The following is a 23,158-nucleotide window of genomic DNA, read 5'->3' on the forward strand; positions in this document are numbered from 1 at the left end:
CTCGGGCCAATGCCGGGGCGTGAGATCACCGTCACGCGGCGCATCCGGAGCGAAGCCGCCGCGCCGCACGTTGTCCTTGGGCTTCTCTGTGTGCCCTCTTTGCCGTGTCACGACCTACCGAGTGCCCGCAGAGCGGGAACGAAAGCCACCAGGACCGGCACGGCCGGCACCAGGGCGGCGTACGCGGTCAGCCACAGCCGGCGTGCCGGGCTGAGGCGCCGCGGGGGAGCGAGCAGCCGGTCGACCCGCTGCGGCACATGGTCCTCGGGGGTCGGGCAGGGCCCGAACACGCCCCGGTCCTCGTCGAGGCCGACGAGCGCGAGGGCGGTGGTGGGACGGCCGTGGCGGCGGGAGGCGGTGTCGTCGGCGGCGAGTTCGACCAGCCGGTGCATCTCACCTTGGAACGCCGCGAACACCGGCACCCGCGGGAAGCCGCCCGCGAGCGCCGCCGAACAGTGCAGCAGCCAGTGGTGCCGCGCCCGCGCGTGCCCCTGCTCATGGGCCACCACCGCGTCCACCTGCCGTTCCTCCGGCCGGCGCAACGCGGCCGTGGTGATGACCGGTCGGGGCTCGGGGCCCGGCAGCCACCAGGCGTCCGGCCGGTCGCCCTCCACCACCACGAGCCGGTCGCCGTCCGGCTCCTCACCGGGCAACAGCGGGGCACGCCGCCGCGGTTCGGCATGGCGCCGCTGCCGCTGCCGGCGGGCCCGGACGATCTCACGGGTCGGCATCGCCCCGGTCCGCAGCCCTCCGCAGGCGAGCGCCACGGCCGTGGCCACGGCCCAGGAACCCCCGCCGCCCAGCGCGTACGCCTCCACGACCCCGTCCGGTGCGGGCGCGAACACCGGCCCGCGCACCGCGGCCCAGGCGGGCGCCGCGCCCAGGGCCATCGACAGCACGCAGCACAGCAGCACGGCCGCCACCACGCTCCCCCAGAGGGGGTACCCCCAGCCACACCCACAGGGCGACCACCGGTTCACGGTCCGGCCAGTCGGCGCGGGCCGGCAGCCGCGGGGCGGCGACGGCGGTCAGGGCGCCGAGCAGCAACAACGCCGCGGGGACCATCATGAGGCGCAGCCCATGAGCGGGCCGGTGCGCCGCGACACGGGCGGCGGTGCCGAAGTGACGCAGTCCACGGCCGGATACGCCCCACGGCCGGACGAACCGCTTGCCGGCCGCGGCCGACGGCGCGGGCCGACGGCCCCGCTCAGACGGTCAGCAGCATCGCGAACATCCCTATGCCCATGGACAGTCGGCAGGCCCGGGCCAGCTCCGGCCGGTCGCCCCAGCCCGTCGCCGCCGCCGTGGCAGCCGCGCCCCGCGCGCCCGCGGTCACCGGCACGGGCACCGGCATGAGCCGGAGTCCCGCCCACAGGACGTAGCCGGCGAAGTACGCCAGCAGGACCCCGGTCACCAGCGGCAGGCCCGCGCCGCCGTGCCCACCGCCCGGTCCGGCGGCCATCGAGGCGGCCATGTGGACCATGGCCAGCGCGCCCACCAGGTGATGCAGATGGTGAGCGCTCGTACGGGCCGACCACAGGGCGCGCACCGCCGCCGTGCCGAAGACGACCGCGTAGGCCAGCCAGGCCCAGCGCGGCGGTGCGACGGCCGCGGCGGGCACGGCCATCGCGGCCATGCCGAAGCCCATCAACGCCTCGCCCCCCGCGGCCCGGCGCTGCTCCTCGACGGCACTGCGCATCCGCAGCAGGCAGTACCCGCCGGTCATCGCGCACAGCGCGACCAGGAGCCAGCCGGACGACACCGGTCCGTGCACCACGCATCCCCCCGTTCGTCGACGTCGGTCAGCGCTGAGAGCGAGGTCGGACAGTCGGTCAGGGCATGCCCGGACGGTGTGGCGCGCATACGAGCGCAAGGGTGTACGCGGGGGAGCGCGTGGGGGTGCGGCACGGGGGGCCACGGCCTCCGGGGCGCCGCACCGCACCAGCGGGAGCACCGCACCGGCGGGAGCACGCGCCGGGCCCGCCGCGCGCCCGGCGCCTCGGTCAGCCCTCGGCGCCGGCCGGGTACACCCCGAAGGCGGCCCCCTGAGGGTCCCGCAGGACCGCGATACGGGGTCCTTCCGGCACGGTGGTGGGCTCCATGAGCAGGGTGCCGCCCGCCTCGACGGCGACGCGGGCCGTGTCGTCCACGTCCGCCACGGCGAAGTACGGCAGCCAGTGCGAGGGCACCTCGGGCGGGAACTTGTCGTCCATCGTGACCATGCCGCCGAAGTCGGCGCCGTCGAGCCCCCACTGCGTGTACCGGTCGCCCGTGTTCACGCTCCAGCCGAACACCGCCGTGTAGAAGGCCCTGGCCCGCTCCGGGGCACGGGTCATCAGCTCGACCCAGCCGAGCGTGCCGGGCGCGTTGAACAGCCCGGCGCCGGGGAAGGAGCGCGCCTGCCACAGCTGGAAGGCCGCGCCGCCCGGGTCGTACACCACCGCGAACCGCCCGATGTCGAAGACGTCCATGGGCTCCAGCACCACGGTCCCGCCCGCCGCCCGTACGGCCCCGACCGCCGCGTCCGCGTCGCGCACGGCGAACGACACGTTCCACGCCACCGGCTGTGACTCCTGGTACAGCGGGGCGAGGGCGGCCACCGCCGCGTCACCGAGGTGCGCGATGCTGTAGCCGCCCGCCTCCTGGCGCGGATCGGTGCGTGGACGCCAGCCGAACAGCTCGGTGTAGAAGCGTTTCGCCGCGTCCAGGTCGCTGGTCCCCAGCTCGGTCCAGCAGGGTCCGCCGATGACGGGCTCGTCGAGCTTCATCGCGTGCCTCCCGCGAGCGATCCGGGTCCCTGCCAGCACGTTATGCCCAGGCTCCGGCACCGGCCACCGGGGCACGGCGGCCCGGTTCCGGCCCCGGCCACCGGTGTGCGGAGCGTCAGATGCCCGGCCGGTACCGCAGCGGATGGTCCGCCGGGATCTCCACCAGCGCGATCTCGGTTCCGTCCGGGTCGGTGATCCACATCTCGATCAGGCCCCACGGCTCCTTCACCGGCGGCCGACGCACCTCCACCCCGGCCGCCAGCAGCTCCTGGTGCGCCGCGGCCACGTCCGCCACCTGCAGCCACAGCTTCAGCGCGGGCGAGGGCGGGGTCTCGGAGCGGCCCGCGACCTCCAGGAAGCCGCCGCCGAGGAAGTACACGACGCCCCGGTGGTCGTCCGTGCCGAACTCGCGATACACGGGCAGGCCGAGCTGTTCGCCGTAGAAGACACGGGACCGCTCGGGGTCGGTGGGGCGCAGGAGGACGCGGCTGCTGAGTACGTGGATCATGCGATCGAGGGTAGGTGCCGGGCGGTCCGCACGGGGACGGGCGGGGGCGGGCGGGGGCGGCTTCTCGCGGCGCTTCCCCGCCCCCCGGCCGGGGCGCGGCTGCGGATACCCTCGTGCGTGTTCTCGTCCGCAGACATCCGCCTGGAGCAGCTCATGGACACCGCCGCCACCGGTCTGACCTTCCGTGACGCCACCGACGGTGACGTGGACGCCCTCGTCGCGCTGATCGAGTCGGCGTACCGGGGGGACTCCAGCCGGGCCGGGTGGACCACGGAGGCGGACATCCTCGACGGGCAGCGGACCGACGCCGAGGGTGTGCTGCAGGTCATCAAGACGCCCGACAGCAGGCTGCTCGTCGTGGAGCGGGACGGCAGGGTCGTCGCCTGCTGCCAGATCGAACACCGCGGCTCCCACGCCTACTTCGGGATGTTCGCGGTGAGTCCGGCCCTCCAGGGCGGCGGTCTCGGCAAGGTGATCATCGCCGAGGCCGAGCGCATCGCCCGCGAGACCTGGGGCGCCCACGAGATGCACATGACCGTGATCTCCGTACGGGACGACCTCATCGCCTGGTACGAGCGGCGCGGCTACCGCCGTACGGGACGGATGACCCCGTTCCCGTACGGCGACGAGCGGTTCGGAGTGCCGCTGCGCACGGATCTGCGGTTCGAGCTGCTGGTCAAGCCGCTCGGCTGAGCGTCAGGCCGTGAAACGGCCCGTGCGTTTGATGTCCGGGTAGTCGGTCGTCGCCCCGTCCAGCTGGAGCGCGCGGACCAGCCGCAGGTGGTCCTGGGTGTTCACCACCCAGCCGATGATCCGCAGGTTCTCCTTGCGGGCCTTCTCGACGACCTCCAGGGTCAGCCGTCGGATGTTCAGCACCAGCGTGGCGGCGCCCACCGCCACCGCCCGGTCCACCACGTCGGGGCCGTAGCGGCTGGCGACCAGGGCGGTGCGCACGCCGGGCACGAGGCGGGCGATCTCGGCGACCGCCTCGTCGTGGAAGGACAGCACCTCGACCCGCCCCACCAGGTCGCGCCGGAGCATGACCTCGGCGAGGGCGCGGGCCGCCGCCGTGTCCTTGATCTCGGCCTGCAGTGGTGCCCGGACCGCGTCGAGCACCTCCTCGAAGGTGGGGACGCGCTCGCCGCGTCCGGCGTCGAGGGCGCGCAGTTCGGCGAGGGTCTTGTCGGCGATCGGGCCCGTGCCGTCCGTCGTCCGGTCCACGTCCGCGTCGTGCATGACGACGAGCGCGCCGTCCTTGCTCAGATGCAGATCGAGTTCGATGACGTCGAGGCCCGCGCGATCGGCGGCCACGAAGGAACGGAGGGTGTTCTCGGGTTCGACACCCATGACACCGCGGTGACCGATGGTGAGGAAGTTCAAGGTGGACTCGCTTCCGTCGACGGCGGCTCGGCCCGCGTGACCGGGGGAGGGGCGGCACGCGGCTGGGGCGCAGCGTAGTCCTCCCGCCGTGCGATGCATCCGTATGTGCACGAGCCCGTTCGGGGCGTGTCACCCCGTGTCACGTCCGGGAACAGGACCGTTTCCGCAGCTGCCGCGCACCGAGCGGGTCATCCCTGAGTGGGCGAGTCCGGCGTGCGTTGACCCGGGGTGCCTCCGTTCGGAGAGCGTGACGCACGAACTGTGATCCATGACTCGTGTGACAGGAGATTCAGCGGTTAGGAGCCGGGGGTGGCGGGAAGATTTCCGGCTGGCTCACACAAGATCGGTCTTGCGGTGAGGAACCCTTGCTACGTACGGTGTCACTACGAAAGGTTCTCTCGTGAAGGATGGGTCATGACGGAAATTCTTGCGCAGACGGCTGCGGAGGGCGTTGTTCCTTCGGTGGTGAGGGTGGTGGAGCACCCGGCCTGGCCCGTGCTCAAGGATGCCGTGGAGCGCATCCGGCCCTGGCAGTCCAAGGACGGTTCGATCGACTTCGACGCCGAGGGCGCCCCCGCCGCGGGCGACGCCGAGCGGGCGGTCCGTGAGGTCGTCGGGGCCGTCGAGGCGCTGTCGCCGCTGCTGCCGCACGACGCCGCCTACCACGAGGCCCTCGTCAAGGACCTGCGCCGCTGGGCCGAGGACGGTTTCGGGGTCCCCGACTTCCTGGACTCGCTGCTGGCCTTCCAGCCCGCCGCCGACCGTGCGGACGGCCTCCAGCACCTCGTGGTGTTCCCGATGTACACGCAGAACGGCAACCCCGACCGCAATCTCGAAGCGGTCGTGCTGCGCATGGTGTGGCCCCAGTGGCTGGCCGAGCTGGAGCGCACCCGCTACGACAACCCGCTGTTCTGCGGCATCACCTTCGAGGACTTCACCGCCGGTTACGACACCAACTCGGCCGTGCTCTTCCCGGAGACCATCGCCGTGCGCGAGGCACCGGCCCGCTTCTCCTGGGGCGGCATCTTCTGCGACCGCGAGGCCGCCCGCTTCCGCCGGGTCACCGACGCCGCCGTCGACATCCTCGGCCTCGAACTGCCCGAGGACGTCGCCGCGATGGTCCACGACCAGAAGCGCTGCGAGGAGGCGTTCGTGCTGTGGGACATGGTCCACGACCGCACCCACAGCCACGGCGACCTGCCCTTCGACCCCTTCATGATCAAGCAGCGCCAGCCGTTCTGGATGTACGGCCTGGAGGAGCTGCGCTGCGACCTCACCGCCTTCAAGGAGGCCGTGAAGCTGGAGGCCGACGGGGTCCCGCAGGCCCGTGACGTGCAGTACGCGGTGCTCTTCGACCGCATGTTCCGCTTCCCGGTCACCGGCGAGCGCGTCCGCAACTACGACGGGCTCGGCGGGCAGCTCCTCTTCGCCTACCTGCACAAGCACGACGTGGTCCGCTGGACCGACAACAAGCTGCACATCGACTGGCAGCGCGCCCCGCAGGTCACCAACCAGCTCTGCGCCGACATCGAGCAGCTCTACCGGGACGGCATCGACCGCCCGAAGCTCGTCCACTGGTTCGCCGGGTACGAGCTGGTCTCCGAGTACCTCGCCCCGCACCCCGGCTCCCGCTGGGCCAAGGGCCCCGACGCCCTGGATCTGACGCAGCCGCCGCGGAAACTCGTCGACGACGTGCTTCCGGACGAGTTTCCGCTCAGCATGTTCTATGAGGCGCTCGCCAAGAAGCTGAAGTCCGTGATCGCCTCCACCAAGGGCATCACGGCGGCGAACGCCGAGCGGATCGCCGCGTGAGCGCCGGACCCGCGGGCGTCTCGGACGCCGCTCAGGAGGCGAGGACCATGCAGAACGGCAACGGTGCACTGAGTGGCGCGGTGATCGCGGTGGCCGGCGCGGGCGGACCCGCAGGCCGGGCGACCCTGCTGCGGCTGGCCGACGCGGGCGCGATCGTCGTCGGCTCCGACAACGACCCCGAGCGGCTCTCCGAGGCCGTCGACGCGGCCCGCTACGCGCACGGCGGCGCCACCGTCGTCGGCGACACGGTCGACCTGCTGGACCTCCAGTCGACCCGTGACTGGGCCACCCGTATCGAGAAGGACTTCGGGCGGGTCGACGGCCTCGTCCACCTCGTCGGCGGCTGGCGGGGCAGCGAGACCTTCACCCGGACCAGCCTCGACGACTGGGACTTCCTGGAGATGCTGCTGATCCGCACGGTGCAGCACACCTCCCTCGCCTTCCACGAGGCCCTGCAGCGCAGCGAGCGCGGCCGGTACGTCCTGATCAGCGCGGCCGGCGCCAGCAATCCCACCGCGGGCAACGCCGCCTACGCCGCCGCCAAGGCCGCGGCCGAGGCGTGGACGCTGGCCACGGCCGACTTCTTCCGCAAGGCGGGAGGGCCGGACGGGCCGACCTCGGCGGCTGCGATCCTGGTGGTGAAGGCACTGGTGCACGACGCGATGCGCGCCGACCGCCCCAACGCGAAGTTCGCGGGCTTCACCGACGTCAAGGAGCTGGCCGAGGCCATCGCCGGCGTCTGGGACAAGTCCGCCGCCGAAGTGAACGGAAACCGTCTGTGGCTGACCGACAAGCCGTGAACCCTCCGAAGACCGACGCCCGGCGCCATCACGACCCGGAGATCCGCGGCTTCGCCAGCGACAACTACGCGGGGGTCCACCCCGAGGTGCTCGCCGCCCTGGCCCTGGCCAACGGCGGGCACCAGGTCGCCTACGGCGAGGACGAGTACACCGAGAACCTGCAGCGGATCGTCCGCAGCCACTTCGGTGCCACCGCCGAGGCGTTCCCGGTCTTCAACGGCACCGGCGCCAACGTCGTCGCGCTCCAGGCGGTCACCGACCGCTGGGGCGCGGTGATCTGCGCCGAGAGCGCGCACATCAACGTCGACGAGTGCGGCGCGCCGGAACGGGTCGGGGGCCTGAAGCTCCTCACCGTGCCCACGCCCGACGGCAAGCTCACCCCCGAGCTGATCGACCGGCAGGCGTACGGCTGGGACGACGAGCACCGGGCGATGCCGCAGGTCGTCTCGATCACCCAGAGCACCGAACTCGGCACCCTCTACACGCCCGAGGAGATCCGCGCGATCTGCGAGCACGCCCACGCGCACGGGATGAAGGTGCACCTGGACGGCTCCCGGATAGCCAACGCCGCGGCCGCCCTGGACGTGCCGATGCGGACCTTCACCAACGCGGCCGGCGTCGACCTGCTCTCCCTGGGCGGCACCAAGAACGGCGCGATGTTCGGCGAGGCGGTCGTCGTGATCAACCAGGACGCCGTCCGCCACATGAAGCACTTGCGCAAGCTGTCCATGCAGCTCGCCTCCAAGATGCGTTTCGTGTCGGTGCAGTTGGAGGCCCTGCTGGCGAAGGACCTCTGGCTGCGCAACGCCCGTCACGCCAACGAGATGGCCCAGCGGCTCGCCGAGGGCGTCCGCGCCGTCCACGGGGTCGAGATCCTGTACCCGGTGCAGGTCAACGCCGTCTTCGCCCGCCTTCCGCACGATGTGAGCGAACGCCTGCAGAAGCGCTTCCGCTTCTACTTCTGGGACGAGCCCGCGGGTGACGTCCGCTGGATGTGCTCCTACGACACCACCGTGGAGGACGTGGACCGGTTCGTGGCGGCGCTCAAGGAGGAAATGGCCCGCTGAGACCGCAGAGGCTCATCACGGACTGCATAGATATACGGTCACCCGAAAAGTCATTGACTCTCGGGTGATCGTTTTCCTATGCTCCACGGGCATGGAACCGATCCAGCAGAACCCGGACCTGTCCGCCTATCTGGCCGCCGACGAGGCCATCGACCACCACCATCCCGTCGTGCGACGGACGGCCGCGCAGCTCGCCCAGGGCGTGGCGGACTCGTATGGCTATGCGAGAGCGGCATTCGAGTTCGTCCGCGACAGCGTCCCGCACTCCCAGGACGCCGGCGATCCGCGCGTCACCTGGCGCGCCTCCGACGTCCTCGAACAGCGCACCGGGATCTGCTACGCCAAAGCCCATGCCCTGGCCGCGCTGCTGCGCGCCGAGGACATCCCCACCGCCCTGTGCTACCAGCGGCTGGCGCACGACGACGGCGACGGATACGTGATCCACGGCCTGGTCGCCGTGCGCTTCCACGGCGCCTGGCACCGCCAGGACCCCCGGGGCAACAAGCCGGGCGTGGACGCCCGGTTCTCGCTCGACGGGGAGCGCCTGGCCTTCGTCCCGGACGCCGGTGCGGGTGAGTCGGACCTCCCGACGCTGTACGCCGCACCGCATCCGGCCGTGCTCGGCGCCCTGCGGGCCGCCCCCGACCGGGCGCGGCTGTGGGAGACGCTCCCCGAGGCGCTGTGACCGCGGGTCAGCGGGCCTCGGCCTCGCGGACCTGCTCCGGGGTCGGGGCCGTACCGCCGAGGTGGGCCGGCATCCACCAGGTGTCGTCCGGGCCCTTGGGGCGCACGGGGTAGGCACGCTGGGCGGCCTCCAGCAACTCCTGCACCCGCTCGCGGAGTTGGCGGGTGATGGCGCCCGCGTACTTGTCCTTCGATGCCTCTATCGCCTCGCCGACCCGGATGGTGATCGGGATGTGGCTGCGCTTGAAGTTGCGCGGGTGGCCCTTGGTCCACAGTCGCTGGGTGCCCCACACGGCCATGGGGATCAGCGGGACGCCCGCCTCCTGGGCCAGCCGGGCGGCGCCCGACTTGAAGCTCTTCAGCGTGAACGACTGCGAGATGGTGGCCTCGGGGAAGACGCCGATGATCTCACCGGAACGCAGCGAGTCCAGGGCGTGCGCGTAGGCCGCCTCGCCCTGCTTGCGGTCCACCGGGATGTGCCGCATGTTGCGCATCAGCGGACCGGAGACCTTGTGCCGGAACACCGACTCCTTGGCCATGAAACGCACCAGACGCTTCTGCGGCAGCGCGGCCAGGCCGTCGAAGATGAAGTCCAGGTAGCCGATGTGATTGCTCACCAGCACCGCGCCGCCCGAGCGCGGAATGTTCTCCGTCCCCTTGAGGTCGATCTTCAGGTCCCAGGCCTTGAACAGGGTTTGGGCGAGACCGATCGCGGGGCGGTAGACAAGCTCTGCCATGGGCGGAGTGGACCCTTCTCTCTGCCTGGGACGGGGTCTCCCGGCGGGAAGTTACGCAGCCGTAGGTTTACGGCATCCCGCAGATCGTGCCCCAAGAACGCACGAGTAGCCAGTCTTGGCGCTCGCCCGCGGCGAGATTCTCGTCACGTCGGACACATGATCGACCACCGTAAGCGCACCCGGTCTTCACCCCACGCGTACCGTCACCCGTCGGACCAGCAGATACATCTCGCACCCCAGGCAGTATCCGAACACCGCGTTGAGGAACGCCGCCGCGAGCGCCGCGCCGGTCGCCCCCAGTCCCAGCCACGCGGGCCCCACCGTGAGACCGACCAGACCCACCGCGGCGAAGACCAGCCCCACCGCCTGCGCGAACCGCGGCGGCTGCGGCGCCTCGAAATCCGTCGGGGGCCCGAGCCGCGGCCGCAGCAGCGTGCGGAACACCCACCCGTACGGCGAACGCCCCACCCCGCCCGCCGCGCCCAGCGCGAAGGCGAGCGTCTGCCACGCGAGCAGCCAGGGGTTCTGGGTGATCAGCGCGACCGCCAGCACCACGGTCGTCACGGCCGCCCCGAAGCGCGGTCCCCTCACATCGATGTCCATACGTCAAGCATTCCTCAGGCCGATCTCCACGGGGAACCGGGAATCTTTGCAGTCTCGTGAACGCTGAAGCACGCTGTGACCGGACTTGTGGTGTGTGGGCTGGTGCTGGCGCTGGCGAGCGCCTACGGAGTGCTGCATCGGCGGCGGAGCGGGAGGGTGAGAGTGCGCGGGCGGGACGGCGACAAGCGGCTCGACGCGGCGGAGTTGGGGGAGGGGCTCGGCGAACGGGCCACACTCGTCCAGTTCTCCAGCGCCTTCTGCGCCCCGTGCCGGGCTACCCGCAGGGTGCTCGCCGAGGTGGCCGCCATGGTCCCCGGCGTCGCCCATGTGGAGATCGACGCCGAGGAACACCTCGATCTCGTCCGCCGGTTGGACATCCTCAAGACGCCGACCGTCCTCGTCCTCGACGCGGACGGCCGGATCGTGCGCAGGGCCAGCGGCCAGCCGCGCAGAGCCGATGTGATCGCCGCGCTCGGTGAGGCCGTGTGAAGCCGCACACCGGGACGCACTTGACGATGGACCCCGCCTCTCGTCAGCCTGACGGAATGCCCCGAGAACTCCTTCTCTTCGCGCGTGTGCACGTGGACCTGGTCCGCACGGCCAGTTCCCGCTGTCCGGGACCGTGAGCGGCCCCGCGCGATCCCGTCGACCCCGGCAGAAGGACAACTCCATGACGGCCACCTCCGGCCTCCGCTCGACCCGCCTCGCCTCCCCCGACCTCCTGCGCTCCGTCTTCCGCCGGCATGCCGCGGGCGTCGCCGTGATCACCGCTCGGGGAAGCGGCGGCCCGGTCGGCTTCACCGCCACCTCGCTCACCTCGGTCTCCGCCGAGCCCCCGCTGCTCTCGTTCGGCATCGGCACCGGAGCCTCCAGCTGGCCGGTGATCTCCGAGGCGTCCCACGTCGGCGTCCACATACTCGGGGAGCACCAGCGGGACCTGGCCGCCACCTTCGCCCGCAGCGGCGCCGACCGCTTCGGCCCGCCCACCGGATGGCGTAGCGGCCCGGAGGGAGTTCCCGTCCTCGACGACGTGCTCGCCTGGCTGGTCTGCCGGGTGGTGGCGCGGGTCCCGGCGGGGGACCACCGGATCGTCCTCGCCGAGGTGGTCGAGGGAGACCCGTCGGGCGCCGGCCGGCCGCTGCTGTACCACCAGGGCCGCTTCGGCGGTCTGCGAGACTGAACCCCGCGTGATTACGCAGGGTTGCCTAACTCACAGTTCAAAGCGCTTGCTTAGCGGGCACGTCATGCGGGAGCGTAGGCGTCGTACTGGTGAGTAATATTCTGTTCGGAGCGCAGGTCGCCCCGATCGGGATCGGCCGCTTCAGGCGCCTATGCTGCCTTGCAGAAGGCAGCCCGGAAATGACGATGCAGTAGGAGAGCCGGCGTGAGCTTGAGGATCGTTGTCACTGTGAAGTACGTGCCCGACGCCACTGGCGACCGGCACTTCGCCGATGACCTGACCGTCGACCGTGACGACGTGGACGGCCTGCTCTCCGAGCTGGACGAGTACGCGGTGGAGCAGGCGCTTCAGATCGCCGACGAGGCTGACGACGCCGAGATCACCGTGCTGACCGTGGGTCCGGAGGACGCCAAGGACGCGCTGCGTAAGGCGCTGTCGATGGGCGCGGACAAGGCGATCCACGTCGAGGACGACGACCTGCACGGCACCGACGCCCTCGGCACCTCGCTGGTCCTGGCGAAGGCGATCGAGAAGGCCGGATTCGACCTGGTGATCTCCGGTATGGCCTCCACCGACGGCACGATGGGTGTCGTCCCGGCGCTGCTGGCCGAGCGGCTGGGTGTCCCGCAGGTCACCCTGCTCTCCGAGATCTCCGTCGAGGACGGGGTCGTCACGGGCCGCCGTGACGGCGACGCCGCTTCCGAGCAGCTGCAGGCGTCCCTGCCGGCGGTCGTCTCCGTCACCGACCAGTCGGGCGAGGCGCGTTACCCCTCCTTCAAGGGCATCATGGCGGCGAAGAAGAAGCCGGTGCAGTCCTGGGACCTGTCCGACCTCGACATCGAGGCCGAGGAAGTCGGTCTGGAGGGTGCCTGGACGGCCGTCGACTCCGCGACCGCCCGCCCGGCACGCACCGCCGGCACGATCGTCAAGGACGAGGGCGAGGGCGGCAAGCAGCTCGCCGAGTTCCTCGCGGGCCAGAAGTTCATCTGAGGCCCCCGCGGCCCGTCGCGACCGTCGCCGGTCACGGCCGAGGCCGCCCCTCCCCTTCCCTCACGCCTTCGCAATCCGCAGGAGAGCAATCCCATGGCTGAAGTTCTCGTCTACGTCGACCACGTGGACGGTGCCGTCCGCAAGCCCACCCTGGAGCTGCTGACGCTGGCCCGCCGCATCGGCGAGCCCGTCGCCGTCGCGCTCGGTGCCGGTGCCGCCGACACCGCCGCCGCCCTCGCCGAGCACGGCGCGGTGAAGGTCCTCACCCACGACGCCGCCGAGTACGCCGACTACCTCGTCGTCCCCAAGGTCGACGCGCTGCAGGCCGCCGTCGCCGCCGTCTCCCCGGCCGCGGTGCTCGTGCCGTCCTCCGCCGAGGGCAAGGAGATCGCCGCGCGTCTGGCGCTGCGGATCGGCTCCGGCATCATCACCGACGCCGTCGACCTGGAGGCCTCCGACGAGGGCCCGGTGGCCACGCAGTCGGTGTTCGCCGCCTCCTTCACCACCAAGACCCGTGTCGCCAAGGGCACTCCGGTCATCACCGTCAAGCCGAACTCCGCCGCCGTCGAGGCCGCCCCGGCCGCCGGTGCGGTCGAGGCCCTCGCGGTCACCTTCGGCGAGCTGGCCACCGGCACCAAGGTCACCGGCCGCACCCCCCGCGAGTCGACCGGCCGCCCGGAGCTGACCGAGGCCGCGATCGTGGTCTCCGGCGGCCGCGGCGTCAACGGCAGCGAGAACTTCGCCCTCATCGAGGCCCTCGCCGACTCCCTCGGCGCGGCCGTGGGCGCCTCCCGCGCCGCCGTGGACGCCGGCTGGTACCCGCACACCAACCAGGTCGGCCAGACCGGCAAGTCCGTGTCCCCGCAGCTGTACATCGCCAACGGCATCTCCGGCGCCATCCAGCACCGCGCCGGCATGCAGACCTCCAAGACCATCGTCGCCGTCAACAAGGACGCCGAAGCCCCCATCTTCGACCTCGTCGACTACGGCGTCGTCGGCGACCTCTTCGACGTCGTCCCCCAGCTCACCGATGAGATCAACACCCGCAAGGGCTGACATCTCTCGTCGGCCGAGGCCCCCGCGACCGCACAGGCGGTCACGGGGGCCTCGGCTCATCCCAGGGTCAGTGAGACCTGCACCGGCAGGTGGTCGCTCGGGTACAGCCCGTCGACGGAGAAGGTGTTCATGGCGGCCCAGTGCGTCGTCACCCCGGGCGAGGTCAGGATCCAGTCGATGCGGCGGCCGTCGGGCTTCAGCGCCCGGTAGCCGTGGTAGGTCCCGTACGCCGGGCTGCGCGAGGCCGCCGCGTCCCAGGCGTCCACGAGCCCGTTGCCCAGCATCAGCTCGTACACCCGGTTGTCGTGGGCGGCCGCGTTGAAGTCGCCGGTGACCACGACCGGGGCCGAGCGGTCCCATCCGGCGATCGTCTCGCCGACCAGCTTCGCGGAACGCTCCCGGGCGTACTGGCTGACGCTGTCCAGATGGGTGTTGAGGACGTAGAACTCCCGCCCCCCGTCCGCGAGATCGGCGAACTTCACCCAGGTCACCATGCGCAGCCAGTCCGCGCCCCAGGTGTTGGAGGCGATCGTGTACGGGGTGTCGGACAGCCAGTAGTGGTCGAACTCGATCGGGTCGAGTCGGCGGGTGTCGTAGAAGATCGCCATGAACTCGTCCTTGCTGCCACCCCCTCGGCCGGTGCCGATCCAGTCGTAGTGGCCGCCGAGATCCTTCTCGATCATGCGCAGCTGCTGGTACAGCCCCTCCTGCGTGCCGATGACGTGCGGCCGCTCGCGGCGCAGCAGCTCCCGCATCACCGGGCGGCGCACGGTCCAGCGCGGCGTCTTGTCGACGACGGTCGCGAAGCGCACGTTGAACGTCATGACGTTCAGGGCGCCCGCGTACTCGCCGGCGGCCGCCGGCAGTGACGAGCCCGCTGTGGTCAGCAGCGGCACGGCGATGGCGGCGGCCGCCGCGGACCTGAGTCCTTGGCGGCGCGTCACTCCGACCTCTTTCGGCAACGCGATCTCCTCCCCTGGGGGTCAGGATGAACCTTGCCCGATGAATACGGAAGAAGCGGCCGAGTCTGCAGTGACCAGGGGGAAGACATGGGGAATCACACGTCGGGACGCTGTTGACCGGGACGAAGATCGACCGTTAGCTTCGGTATACGGATTTCTGATTCCGCAGTGCGGAAAATGGAGGGTGTGGAATGGGGCAGGGCCGGCAGGAGAACGTGGCGACGAGTCTCGCGGGCGCCGTCAGCGAGGAGATCAGCGCCTCCCTCGCCCCCGTCGACGCGGAGCTGGAGCGCCGCTACCCGGGCGACCCGGGCACCCGCCAGCCCGTGCACACCGTCTACGTACCCGGTGACGTCCTCGCCGCCGACACCCTCCGCGACTGGGGTGGCCGGGCCCTGACCGCCCTCGACGAGCACGCCCCCGACGCCGCCTCCTTCGCCGCCGTCCTCGGACTCGACGACGACCTCGCGCGGCCCGTGTACGACCGCGTCCGCGCCAAGCTGGAGCGCGAGCCGGTGGAGGACCTGCGCGTCGACTTCGAGGACGGCTACGGGCCGCGCCCGGACGCCGAGGAGGACGAGGCCGCCGCCCGCGCCGCCCGGCTGATCGCCGAGGCGTACGCCACCGGCACCGCCGCCCCGTACATGGGCATCCGCATGAAGTGCATGGAGGCACCGGTGCGCGACCGGGGCATCCGCACCCTCGACATCTTCCTCACCGGTCTGCTCGCGGCCGGGGGCCTGCCCGACGGGCTGGTCCTCACCCTGCCCAAGGTGACGTACACCGAGCAGGTCACCGCCATGGTCCGCCTGCTCGAAGCCTTCGAGAAGGCACGCGGCCTGGAGCCCGGCCGGATCGGCTTCGAGATCCAGATCGAGACCAGCCAGGCCGTCCTCGCCGCCGACGGCACCGCCACCGTCGCCCGGATGATCGACGCCGCCGAGGGCCGGGCCACCGGTCTGCACTACGGCACCTTCGACTACAGCGCCTGCCTCGGCGTCTCCGCCGCCCACCAGGCCAGTGACCACCCCGCGGCCGACCACGCCAAGGCGGTCATGCAGGTCGCGGCCGCCGGCACCGGCGTACGCGTCTGCGACGGCTCCACCAACGTCCTGCCGGTCGGCCCCACCGAGCAGGTCCACGACGCCTGGCGCCTGCACTACGGACTCACCCGCCGCGCCCTGGCCCGCGCCTACTACCAGGGCTGGGACATGCACCCCGGCCACCTCCCCACCCGCTACGCGGCCGTCTTCGCCTTCTACCGCGAGGGCTACGAACAGGCCGCCGCCCGCCTCGCCCGGTACGCGCACCGGGCCGGCGGCGACGTGATGGACGAGCCCGCGACCGCCAAGGCCCTCAGCGGTTACCTGCTGCGGGGGCTGGACTGCGGCGCCCTCGACCTCGACGAGGTGTCCGCGGCGACCGGTCTGGCCCGCGCCGACCTGGAGGGCTTCGCGACACCCCGACGGGCCGATCTGACGATCTCGTCCGGCCGGTAGGGGTGAGCCGGCGCGTTCTGTGGGCGGGTCGGCGGGCGGCCAAGTAGCGGTCCTGTGACAGCTGTTGGCGCCGGTCCGAAGAGCCTCCGCGCACCGCATAGGCTGTACGCCATTCATCGGTGTGTCACAGGAGCGAGGCGCGGGTGTCTTCGGGGGCGAACGAACAGACGGACGGTGTCGGGCGGATGCTCGCCGGGCGGTACCGGATCGTGGGGCAACTCGGGCGCGGCGGCATGGGCGTCGTCTGGCGGGCCGTGGACGAGGTCCTCCACCGCGAGGTGGCCGTCAAGGAACTGCGCACCTTCACGGACGCGGGCGCGCCCGAACTGGCCGACCTCGGGCTGCGGATGCAGCGCGAGGCACGGGCCGCGGCCCGCGTCCGGCACCCCGGGGTCGTCGCCGTGCACGACGTGGCCGAGGTCGACGGACGCCCGCTGATCGTCATGGAGCTGGTCGACGGGCCGTCCCTGGACGACGTCCTGCGCGACCGGGGCCTGCTCGACCCGCGTGAGGCGGCCGCCGTCGGCGCCAAGGTCATGGACGCCCTCGCCGCCGCCCACCGGGTCGGCGTACTGCACCGTGACGTCAAGCCCGGCAACATCCTCCTGGACCGCTCGGGCCGCGTCGTCCTCACCGACTTCGGCATCGCCACCATGGAGGACCCGGGCGACGGCTCCGCCACCCACCTCACCCGCAGCGGCGAACTCGTCGGCTCCCTCGACTACCTGGCCCCCGAGCGCGCCCAGGGCAACGACCCCGGCCCCGCCTCCGACGTCTGGGCCCTCGGGGCCACCCTGTACGCGGCCGTCGAGGGCGCCTCCCCGTTCCGGCGTACGTCCACCTGGTCGACGCTCACCGCGATCGTCAGCGACGAGCTGCCCGAACCCCGGCGGTCCGGACCGCTCGGAGCCGTCCTGCGGCAGTTGATGGACAAGCGCCCGGAGCGGCGCCCGGACGCCGACGACGCGCGCGCCCTGCTGGAGGCCGTGGCGGCAGGCGAGACCCCCGCCTCCCCGGCCGCCACGGGAGCGGGCGGCGACCCGGCACCTCCGCCGAGGCCGGAGACCCAGCGGAGCCTGCCGTCGGTGCCCCCGGGCTTCGGACCGCCTACGGCCGGCGCGGGTGCCGGGGCCGGCGCGACGGGCCCCACCCCCGGCTTCGGTCCCCCGCAGCCGGTAGTCCCGGGGCCCGCCACCGCACCACCGGCGGAGACCGCCGCGTCCGGTGCGGCCGCCGCGTCCGGTGCGGTCGCCCCGCAGACGCCGGCACCGCCCTCGGGACCGGTCACCACCGTCTCCCCGGCCGGCGGCCGGAGCGCCCGCAAGGGCAGGGGACGCGCCCTCCTCGCCGCCGTGGCCGTCGCCGTCGTCCTCGCCGCCTCCGGCGTCACCGTCGTCCTGCTCAACGGGGAGGACGCGAAGAAGGGCACCCGTACCTCCGCCGACGCGCCGGGCGGCGGCACCCCCTCGGCGGGCCGCAGCCGGGGCACGGTCGACCTCTCCGACGACGAAACCGCCAAGGACAAGGGCAAGGGCAACGACGACAAGGACGTCAGGGCGACCCCGAGCTCCGGCGGGAAGGACGAGCAGGTGGACGACGAGGAGCCCGACGCGTCCGCCACCCCGTCGAAGAACGGCAGCGGCGGCACCACCGGCGGCTCCGGCGGTACGGAGACCTCGGGCGGCTCCACCGGAGGGGCGACCGAGGAGGAGCCGGTCTGCCACGCGATCGCCGGCGGCAAGTACAACTGCACGGTCTGGACGACGGCCAAGTCCTACGACGCCGCGGGCACCGAGGTCGGCATCCTGAAGCAGGGCACCAACTATTTCTACTGCCAGCAGAACCTGGGCCGCCGCGAGACCTCCGGCAGGTGGACCAACGTGTGGTGGGCCAAGACCGACGACGACAGCGGCAACAGGAACGTCTTCGTCAGCGTCGTCTACGTACAGGGCGGCGACAACGACGCCCCGGTGCCGGGCCTCCCGCACTGCTGAGAGCCGGGTCCAGGGAACGGCGGCCCCTACGCCGCCGGGTGCGGCGCCACGTACTGCTCCAGGCCCGACACGGTCGTCCACCGCCGCTCGGCGAACAGCTCCCTGCCCCGCACGCACCGGGCCCGGTCGCCCCGGGCACGGGCGCAGAACTCCTCCGGGGTGGTGCCGAACAGTTCGCGCAACTCCGCGGACGCGGCGAGGAGTTCGCCGATGAGCGGTCGCTGCCGGCCCGGATGGCGACGCGGTCCGGGGCCGCCGTCGCGCAGGACGCCCCACCGGTTGACGTAGATCCAGGCGTGATCGAGGATCTCGCCCGACTCCAGCGCGACGCGGACGTCGGCGGCGGGCAGAAGGGCCCGCTGGAAGTTGCCGGTCGGCGAGTCGGCCCCCTCGCTCGCGTCGACCACGGCGAGCTGCGCCTCGTCGAGCCAGGTGAGGAACAGTTCGGTGGTGGTGCCGGGGGAGCGGAACGGCGACGCGGACACGTAGCCGAGCAGGCTGACGTGCGCGGAGACACCGATGCCGATGCCGGTGACCCGGGTTTTGACCATGGGGATCCGGCACGGCACACCGTGCTCCGCCATCTTGTGGACGAGCTGCGCGGGGCTGGCGTTGGAGCCGACCGAGAGGACGGGCGCGCGGTCCTCGAAGCGGAGCGTGTCCAGCGGCAGCATCCGGTTGCCGTCGAGCAGTCCCGACTCGGCGGGCCACACGCCCGGATAGCTCAGCGGGTCCTCGCGCGGCGCCACGGCGAGGCCGAGCGCTTCCAGCGTGTAGGGGTCGGGTGCCATGGGGGTCAGTCCGCGGGCGGGAGTTCGCCCGAACCGCGGGCGATCAGCCTGGTCGGCAGTTCGATGCGCTCCGGGGCGACGAGAGAGCCGTCCAGCTGCCGGAACAGCCGCTCGGCGGCGGTACGGCCCAGCCGGGCGGGGTCCTGGGCGACGACCGTGATGCCCGGCCGGAGCAGATCGGCCAGCTCGAAGTCGTCGAAGCCGACGAGGGCGACCGGGCGCGGGTGCTCGGCGAGGACCCGTACGACCGTCACCGTCACCCGGTTGTTGCCCGCGAAGACGGCCGTGACGGGGGACGGGCCGGACAGCATCTCCTCGGCCGCCCTGCGGACCCGCTCGGGATCGGTGACGCCCAGCGACATCCACCCGTCCTCGACCGGTATGCCCGCGTCCTCCATGGCCGCCCGGTACCCGCGCAGCCGCTCGGCGGCGGTGTGGATCCGGGGCATGTCGCCGATGAAACCGATACGGCGGTGCCCGTGGGCGAGGAGGTGGGCGACGCCGTCGCGGGCCCCGCCGAAACTGTCCGACAGCACGACGTCGGCGTCGATGCGCCCCGCCGGACGGTCCACGAACACCGTGGCGACACCCGCCCTGATCTCGGGCTCCAGGTAGCGGTGGTCGTCACCGGCCGGAATGATCACGAGTCCGTCCACGCGGCGGGCGCACAGCGCCAGCGCCAGCTCCTGCTCACGGTCCGGGTCCTCGGCACTGGACCCGTTGATCAGCAGCGAGCCATGGGCGCGGGACACCTCCTCCACCGCCCGGCTCAGGGGGCCGTAGAACGGGTCGGCGAGATCCTCCAGGACCAGGCCGATGCTGGCCGTACGGCCCTTGCGCAGCACCCGGGCGCTGTCGTTGCGCCGGAAGCCCAGCGCCTCGATCGCCTCCTGGACGCGGCGCTCGGTGTCGGGGGTGACGCCCGGCTCGCCGTTCACCACCCGGGAGACCGTCTTCAGACCCACTCCGGCCCGGGCCGCGACGTCCTTCATCGTGGGACGGTTGCCGTAGCGGCTCTCGGGGCGGCGGGCGAAGCCGTTGGCGGTCTCGGGCACAGTGCGCGGTCCTGTCCTGTCGTCCACGGGTGTGATCGGTGGTGCGCTGTCGCTGTGGTGCGGCTGTTGAGGATGTGCCGTCGAGCATAGAGCCTGGACAACGTTGTCACGCCCGGGAGAGACTGTCTGTCGCATTCTCCGGCCGGCGCCCCCCACCAGGCGAGCGTCGTGCTGCCGGATTTCCGGCCGGAGATCCGGGCGCCGCTCTGCCGGGCGCCCGGCGGGAGACTCGCAGCGGGAGAACTGACACTGATGCAGACCGACCTCGTGGCCGCGCTCGACATCGGCGGCACCAAGATCGCCGGGGCGCTGGTGGACGGCCACGGCCGGATAGTGGTCCGCGCCCAGCGACCGACGCCCGCACGGGAGGACGGCGACACCGTCATGCGGGCCGTCGAGGGTGTGCTCGGCGAGCTGAGGGGCGCGCCGCAGTGGGGTGGCGTGACGGCCCTCGGGATCGGCAGCGCGGGGCCGGTGGACGCCTCGGCCGGCACGGTGAGCCCCGTGAACATCCACGGCTGGCGCGGCTTCCCGCTCGTCGACCGGGTCCGGGCGGCGACCGGCGGACTGCCCGTGGAGCTGATCGGCGACGGTGTCGCCATCACGGCGGCCGAGCACTGGCAGGGCGCGGCACGCGGCCACGACAACGCGCTCTGCATGGTCGTGTCGACCGGTGTCGGCGGCGGCCTGGTCCTCGGCGGCCGACTGCACGCCGGTCCCACCGGCAACGCCGGTCACATCGGGCACATCAGCGTGGACCTCGACGGCGAGGCCTGCCCGTGCGGCTCCCACGGCTGCGTCGAGCGCATCGCGAGCGGGCCCAACATCGCCCGCCGTGCCCTGGAGCGCGGCTGGCGGCCCGGTCCCGACGGGGACACCTCGGCCGCCGCGGTGGCCGCCGCCGCGCGGGCGGGCGACCCGGTCGCGGTGGCGTCCTTCGAGCGCGCCGCACGGGCCCTCGCCGCGGGAATCGCCGCCACCGCCACCCTCGTCGAGATCGACATCGCGGTCATCGGCGGCGGCGTCGCGAACGCCGGCGACGTCCTCCTCGCCCCTCTCCGCGCCGCCCTGAAGGACTACGCCACCCTCTCCTTCGTCCAGCACCTCACCGTCGCCCCCGCGGTGATGGGCACGGACGCGGGCCTCGTCGGAGCCGCCGCGGCGGCACTGACGGGGCGTCCGGGCGCGGGGGCGGGCCTGGCGGGATAGGGGCCGTCGCCGCCGCCGTCAGCCGCTGTCGCCGTACGTCGCCGTCGCCGTCAGTCGCTGTCGCCGTCCGGACAGGGGTGCTGGGCTTGTGGCTGTGGCCCGGATGGGGCTGCCGGGGCGGGGCTGTCGTCCGGGTGGGGCTGCGGGTTGGGCTGTCGTCCGGACAGGTCTGCGGAGTGGCGGCTGTGGTTCGGACGGGGTCGCCGAGGTAGGGGCTGTTGTCCTGACGGGGCTGCCGGAATAGGGCTGTTGTCAGGACGGGCCTGTGGGGGCGGGGGCTGTCCGGACAGGTTTTCCGGAATGGGAGCTGTTGTCCGGACAGGCCCGCCGGGCTTCGGGCCGTCGTCCGGACAGAGCCCCGCCTGGGCCGCCGGGCGACGCCCCGACGGGGCCGGCGGTGTTCGTTCGGGCGGGCCGACGGGGCCGCCGCCCCCGTCCGGGCGGCGCCGGGTGTCGAAAGTCGACCGTGACCCCGCGGGGCGTTCCGCAGTTGGGCAGGGCATGAAGAAGCGCAGCATGCTCGCCATCGCCTCCCTCGCCACCGGTTTCGTCGTCGCGGCCGTCACGCCGTCGCACGGTCTCGAAGCCGCCGACGCCCTCGGGAAGACGGACGGTCTGAGCAAACTGGACGTCGAGAGCACCCTCGGCAAGGTCGGCAAGACGGTCTCCAGCGAGAGCCTGGCGGTCGACAAGGGCGCCCTGGGGGGCCTGGCGGACCAGGGAGGCAAGGGCGGCAAGCAGGGCTGACGCCCGTACGGAGAGTGGTGGAAGCGGCCGTGGATGCGGCCGGTTCTCCGTCTCCCCCCTCGCATCGCGGCCGGCGGGCCCCACTCGATGGGGCCCGCCGTCGTCGTCCCTGGCTCCGTCTCGGCGGCTCCGCGGCTACGTCGCTCCGCAACTTTCGGCTCCTCGGCAGCGGCTGGTTTCCGTAGCGGGGTGGAGGGCAAGCCTCAGGGGGTCAACAGAAGAGGGGGAACCGTGATCGTCTGGATCAACGGTGCGTTCGGTGCGGGGAAGACCACCACCGCACGGGAACTGATCGAACTGATCCCGAACAGCACGCTCTTCGACCCCGAGGTCATCGGCGGCGCACTGACGCACATGCTGCCGGCCAAGCGCCTCGCCGAGGTCGGCGACTTCCAGGATCTGCCCAGCTGGCGACGGCTCGTGGTCGACACCGCCGCCGCCCTCCTCGCCGAGCTGGGCGGCACCCTCGTGGTCCCCATGACGCTGCTCCGCCAGGAGTACCGCGACGAGATCTTCGGCGGCCTCGCGTCCCGCCGCATCGTCGTACGGCATCTGCTCCTGGCCCCGGCCGAAACGATCCTGCGCGAGCGAATAGCCGGGCGGGAGATACCGCCCGACCTCCCCGACGGCGAGATGCGGCTGCGTCAATGGGCGTACGACCACATCGCGCCCTACCGCGCGGCCCTCGGCGGCTGGCTCACCGCGGACGCCCATCTCGTCGACACCGGCGCCCTCACCCCGTACGAGACCGCGCGGCGCATCGCCGACGCCGTGGCCGGCGACGACGTACCCGCGTGCGACATCGTGCAGACCCCCGAGCCGACCGCCGAGACGGTCGCCGCGGGGGTCCTGCTGTTCGACGAGGACGACCGGGTCCTGCTGGTCGACCCGACCTACAAGGCCGGCTGGGAGTTTCCCGGCGGTGTCGTGGAGTCCGGGGAAGCCCCGGCGCGCGCCGGAGTGCGTGAGGTCCTGGAGGAGACCGGGATACGGCTGGACGAGGTGCCCCGGCTGCTGGTGGTGGACTGGGAGGCGCCCCGCCCGCCCGGATACGGCGGACTGCGGCTGCTGTTCGACGGGGGCCGCCTCGACGTCAGCGGTGCGCAGCGGCCGGTCCTGCCCGGCCCCGAGCTGCGCGGCTGGCGGTTCGTGACGGAGGAGGAGGCCGCGGAACTGCTGCCGCCGGTGCGGTACGAGCGGCTGCGGTGGGCTCTGCGCGCACGGGAGCGGGGCGCCGCGCTGTACCTGGAGGCCGGTGTGCCGGTGTGACGGCCCGCCGCCGCCCGCCCGGAGCGCGACCGCGGACGTCCGCGCGA

23 protein-coding genes and 1 pseudogene are annotated in these 23,158 nt (G+C 72.5%); 14 read left to right on the forward strand and 10 right to left on the reverse strand.

Annotated features, from left to right (window positions below):
- Window positions 1-107: 107 nt before the first annotated feature.
- From SCAB_RS39465 to SCAB_RS39480, 4 genes and pseudogenes are all read right to left on the reverse strand, one after another.
- Window positions 108-1,068, reverse strand: a pseudogene (locus tag SCAB_RS39465) (M56 family metallopeptidase).
- A 139-nt stretch (window positions 1,069-1,207) separates the two neighbouring features.
- Window positions 1,208-1,774: a DUF5134 domain-containing protein gene (locus SCAB_RS39470; protein WP_037726605.1), complete on the reverse strand. Its 567-nt coding sequence runs from the start codon at window positions 1,772-1,774 to the stop codon at window positions 1,208-1,210.
- Window positions 1,775-2,003: 229 nt separating this feature from the next.
- The gene (locus tag SCAB_RS39475) at window positions 2,004-2,768 is read right to left on the reverse strand and encodes a VOC family protein (RefSeq protein WP_013005648.1); all 765 of its coding nucleotides are present in this window, start codon (window positions 2,766-2,768) and stop codon (window positions 2,004-2,006) included.
- A gap of 115 nt (window positions 2,769-2,883) precedes the next feature.
- Window positions 2,884-3,276 carry a VOC family protein gene (locus SCAB_RS39480; protein WP_013005649.1) on the reverse strand — a complete coding sequence of 131 codons (393 nt, stop codon included), beginning with the start codon at window positions 3,274-3,276 and terminating at the stop codon, window positions 2,884-2,886.
- Between the two features lie 153 nt (window positions 3,277-3,429).
- Between SCAB_RS39480 and SCAB_RS39485 the strand changes: the two genes are divergently transcribed.
- The gene (locus SCAB_RS39485; protein WP_037726604.1) at window positions 3,430-3,969 is read left to right on the forward strand and encodes a GNAT family N-acetyltransferase; all 540 of its coding nucleotides are present in this window, start codon (window positions 3,430-3,432) and stop codon (window positions 3,967-3,969) included.
- Window positions 3,970-3,972: 3 nt separating this feature from the next.
- Here SCAB_RS39485 and SCAB_RS39490 read toward each other — a convergent pair whose 3' ends face one another.
- Window positions 3,973-4,656: a glycerophosphodiester phosphodiesterase gene (locus SCAB_RS39490; RefSeq protein WP_013005651.1), complete on the reverse strand. Its 684-nt coding sequence runs from the start codon at window positions 4,654-4,656 to the stop codon at window positions 3,973-3,975.
- 414 nt (window positions 4,657-5,070) lie between these two features.
- On the opposite strand from SCAB_RS39490, the gene SCAB_RS39495 reads away from it, so the two are divergent.
- The 4 genes from SCAB_RS39495 (at window position 5,071) to SCAB_RS39510 (ending at window position 9,020) form a co-directional block, all read left to right on the forward strand.
- Window positions 5,071-6,468, forward strand: a complete 1,398-nt coding sequence (locus SCAB_RS39495; RefSeq protein WP_041670136.1) for a DUF6421 family protein — start codon at window positions 5,071-5,073, stop codon at window positions 6,466-6,468.
- 47 nt (window positions 6,469-6,515) lie between these two features.
- A complete protein-coding gene (locus tag SCAB_RS39500) occupies window positions 6,516-7,268 on the forward strand; it encodes an SDR family NAD(P)-dependent oxidoreductase (protein WP_013005653.1) in 753 nt (250 codons plus the stop codon).
- A complete protein-coding gene (locus SCAB_RS39505) occupies window positions 7,265-8,335 on the forward strand; it encodes a threonine aldolase family protein (RefSeq protein WP_013005654.1) in 1,071 nt (356 codons plus the stop codon). The genes SCAB_RS39500 and SCAB_RS39505 overlap by 4 nt, the downstream gene beginning before the upstream one ends.
- A 91-nt stretch (window positions 8,336-8,426) precedes the next feature.
- Entirely contained in the window at window positions 8,427-9,020 is a 594-nt protein-coding gene (locus tag SCAB_RS39510) for a transglutaminase domain-containing protein (RefSeq protein WP_013005655.1), read from the forward strand.
- Between the two features lie 7 nt (window positions 9,021-9,027).
- Here SCAB_RS39510 and SCAB_RS39515 read toward each other — a convergent pair whose 3' ends face one another.
- Window positions 9,028-9,756 carry a lysophospholipid acyltransferase family protein gene (locus tag SCAB_RS39515; RefSeq protein ID WP_013005656.1) on the reverse strand — a complete coding sequence of 243 codons (729 nt, stop codon included), beginning with the start codon at window positions 9,754-9,756 and terminating at the stop codon, window positions 9,028-9,030.
- Window positions 9,757-9,942: 186 nt separating this feature from the next.
- On the reverse strand, window positions 9,943-10,359 hold the full coding sequence (locus SCAB_RS39520) for a DUF4395 domain-containing protein (protein WP_013005657.1): 417 nt from the start codon (window positions 10,357-10,359) through the stop codon (window positions 9,943-9,945).
- 75 nt (window positions 10,360-10,434) lie between these two features.
- On the opposite strand from SCAB_RS39520, the gene SCAB_RS39525 reads away from it, so the two are divergent.
- The 4 genes from SCAB_RS39525 (at window position 10,435) to SCAB_RS39540 (ending at window position 13,585) form a co-directional block, all read left to right on the forward strand.
- On the forward strand, window positions 10,435-10,848 hold the full coding sequence (locus SCAB_RS39525; RefSeq protein ID WP_041670137.1) for a thioredoxin family protein: 414 nt from the start codon (window positions 10,435-10,437) through the stop codon (window positions 10,846-10,848).
- Between the two features lie 181 nt (window positions 10,849-11,029).
- The gene (locus SCAB_RS39530; protein ID WP_013005659.1) at window positions 11,030-11,539 is read left to right on the forward strand and encodes a flavin reductase family protein; all 510 of its coding nucleotides are present in this window, start codon (window positions 11,030-11,032) and stop codon (window positions 11,537-11,539) included.
- 204 nt (window positions 11,540-11,743) lie between these two features.
- Entirely contained in the window at window positions 11,744-12,529 is a 786-nt protein-coding gene (locus tag SCAB_RS39535; protein WP_037726526.1) for an electron transfer flavoprotein subunit beta/FixA family protein, read from the forward strand.
- 93 nt (window positions 12,530-12,622) lie between these two features.
- Window positions 12,623-13,585 (forward strand): electron transfer flavoprotein subunit alpha/FixB family protein, encoded by a 963-nt coding sequence (locus tag SCAB_RS39540; RefSeq protein ID WP_013005661.1) that lies wholly within the window; start codon window positions 12,623-12,625, stop codon window positions 13,583-13,585.
- A 56-nt stretch (window positions 13,586-13,641) separates the two neighbouring features.
- Here SCAB_RS39540 and SCAB_RS39545 read toward each other — a convergent pair whose 3' ends face one another.
- Window positions 13,642-14,547 (reverse strand): endonuclease/exonuclease/phosphatase family protein, encoded by a 906-nt coding sequence (locus SCAB_RS39545; RefSeq protein WP_041670138.1) that lies wholly within the window; start codon window positions 14,545-14,547, stop codon window positions 13,642-13,644.
- Window positions 14,548-14,738: 191 nt separating this feature from the next.
- On the opposite strand from SCAB_RS39545, the gene SCAB_RS39550 reads away from it, so the two are divergent.
- A complete protein-coding gene (locus SCAB_RS39550) occupies window positions 14,739-16,046 on the forward strand; it encodes a DUF6986 family protein (RefSeq protein ID WP_013005663.1) in 1,308 nt (435 codons plus the stop codon).
- A gap of 143 nt (window positions 16,047-16,189) precedes the next feature.
- On the forward strand, window positions 16,190-18,040 hold the full coding sequence (locus SCAB_RS39555; RefSeq protein ID WP_013005664.1) for a serine/threonine-protein kinase: 1,851 nt from the start codon (window positions 16,190-16,192) through the stop codon (window positions 18,038-18,040).
- A gap of 26 nt (window positions 18,041-18,066) precedes the next feature.
- Here SCAB_RS39555 and SCAB_RS39560 read toward each other — a convergent pair whose 3' ends face one another.
- Window positions 18,067-18,831: a hypothetical protein gene (locus SCAB_RS39560; RefSeq protein WP_013005665.1), complete on the reverse strand. Its 765-nt coding sequence runs from the start codon at window positions 18,829-18,831 to the stop codon at window positions 18,067-18,069.
- A gap of 5 nt (window positions 18,832-18,836) precedes the next feature.
- Window positions 18,837-19,886 carry a LacI family DNA-binding transcriptional regulator gene (locus tag SCAB_RS39565; RefSeq protein ID WP_013005666.1) on the reverse strand — a complete coding sequence of 350 codons (1,050 nt, stop codon included), beginning with the start codon at window positions 19,884-19,886 and terminating at the stop codon, window positions 18,837-18,839.
- 252 nt (window positions 19,887-20,138) lie between these two features.
- On the opposite strand from SCAB_RS39565, the gene SCAB_RS39570 reads away from it, so the two are divergent.
- From SCAB_RS39570 to SCAB_RS49135, 3 genes are all read left to right on the forward strand, one after another.
- Window positions 20,139-21,095, forward strand: a complete 957-nt coding sequence (locus SCAB_RS39570) for an ROK family protein (RefSeq protein WP_041670139.1) — start codon at window positions 20,139-20,141, stop codon at window positions 21,093-21,095.
- Window positions 21,096-21,596: 501 nt separating this feature from the next.
- Window positions 21,597-21,842 carry a hypothetical protein gene (locus tag SCAB_RS39575; RefSeq protein ID WP_013005668.1) on the forward strand — a complete coding sequence of 82 codons (246 nt, stop codon included), beginning with the start codon at window positions 21,597-21,599 and terminating at the stop codon, window positions 21,840-21,842.
- Between the two features lie 231 nt (window positions 21,843-22,073).
- Window positions 22,074-23,111, forward strand: coding sequence for an NUDIX hydrolase (locus SCAB_RS49135; protein ID WP_013005669.1), 1,038 nt, complete (start codon window positions 22,074-22,076; stop codon window positions 23,109-23,111).
- The last annotated feature ends 47 nt before the right edge of the window (window positions 23,112-23,158 follow it).

The organism is Streptomyces scabiei 87.22, assembly GCF_000091305.1.
In the GTDB taxonomy this organism is placed as follows: Bacteria; Actinomycetota; Actinomycetes; order Streptomycetales; family Streptomycetaceae; genus Streptomyces; species Streptomyces scabiei.

Coding starts and splice junctions, on each gene's coding strand:
- SCAB_RS39475 (WP_013005648.1), bottom strand. CDS start 2,768: ATGAAGCTCGACGAGCCCGTCATCGGCGGACCCTGCTGGACCGAGCTG.
- SCAB_RS39480 (WP_013005649.1), bottom strand. CDS start 3,276: ATGATCCACGTACTCAGCAGCCGCGTCCTCCTGCGCCCCACCGACCCC.
- SCAB_RS39485 (WP_037726604.1), top strand. CDS start 3,430: ATGGACACCGCCGCCACCGGTCTGACCTTCCGTGACGCCACCGACGGT.
- SCAB_RS39495 (WP_041670136.1), top strand. CDS start 5,071: ATGACGGAAATTCTTGCGCAGACGGCTGCGGAGGGCGTTGTTCCTTCG.
- SCAB_RS39500 (WP_013005653.1), top strand. CDS start 6,516: ATGCAGAACGGCAACGGTGCACTGAGTGGCGCGGTGATCGCGGTGGCC.
- SCAB_RS39510 (WP_013005655.1), top strand. CDS start 8,427: ATGGAACCGATCCAGCAGAACCCGGACCTGTCCGCCTATCTGGCCGCC.
- SCAB_RS39515 (WP_013005656.1), bottom strand. CDS start 9,756: ATGGCAGAGCTTGTCTACCGCCCCGCGATCGGTCTCGCCCAAACCCTG.
- SCAB_RS39520 (WP_013005657.1), bottom strand. CDS start 10,359: ATGGACATCGATGTGAGGGGACCGCGCTTCGGGGCGGCCGTGACGACC.
- SCAB_RS39530 (WP_013005659.1), top strand. CDS start 11,030: ATGACGGCCACCTCCGGCCTCCGCTCGACCCGCCTCGCCTCCCCCGAC.
- SCAB_RS39540 (WP_013005661.1), top strand. CDS start 12,623: ATGGCTGAAGTTCTCGTCTACGTCGACCACGTGGACGGTGCCGTCCGC.
- SCAB_RS39550 (WP_013005663.1), top strand. CDS start 14,739: ATGGGGCAGGGCCGGCAGGAGAACGTGGCGACGAGTCTCGCGGGCGCC.
- SCAB_RS39560 (WP_013005665.1), bottom strand. CDS start 18,831: ATGGCACCCGACCCCTACACGCTGGAAGCGCTCGGCCTCGCCGTGGCG.
- SCAB_RS39570 (WP_041670139.1), top strand. CDS start 20,139: ATGCAGACCGACCTCGTGGCCGCGCTCGACATCGGCGGCACCAAGATC.
- SCAB_RS39575 (WP_013005668.1), top strand. CDS start 21,597: ATGAAGAAGCGCAGCATGCTCGCCATCGCCTCCCTCGCCACCGGTTTC.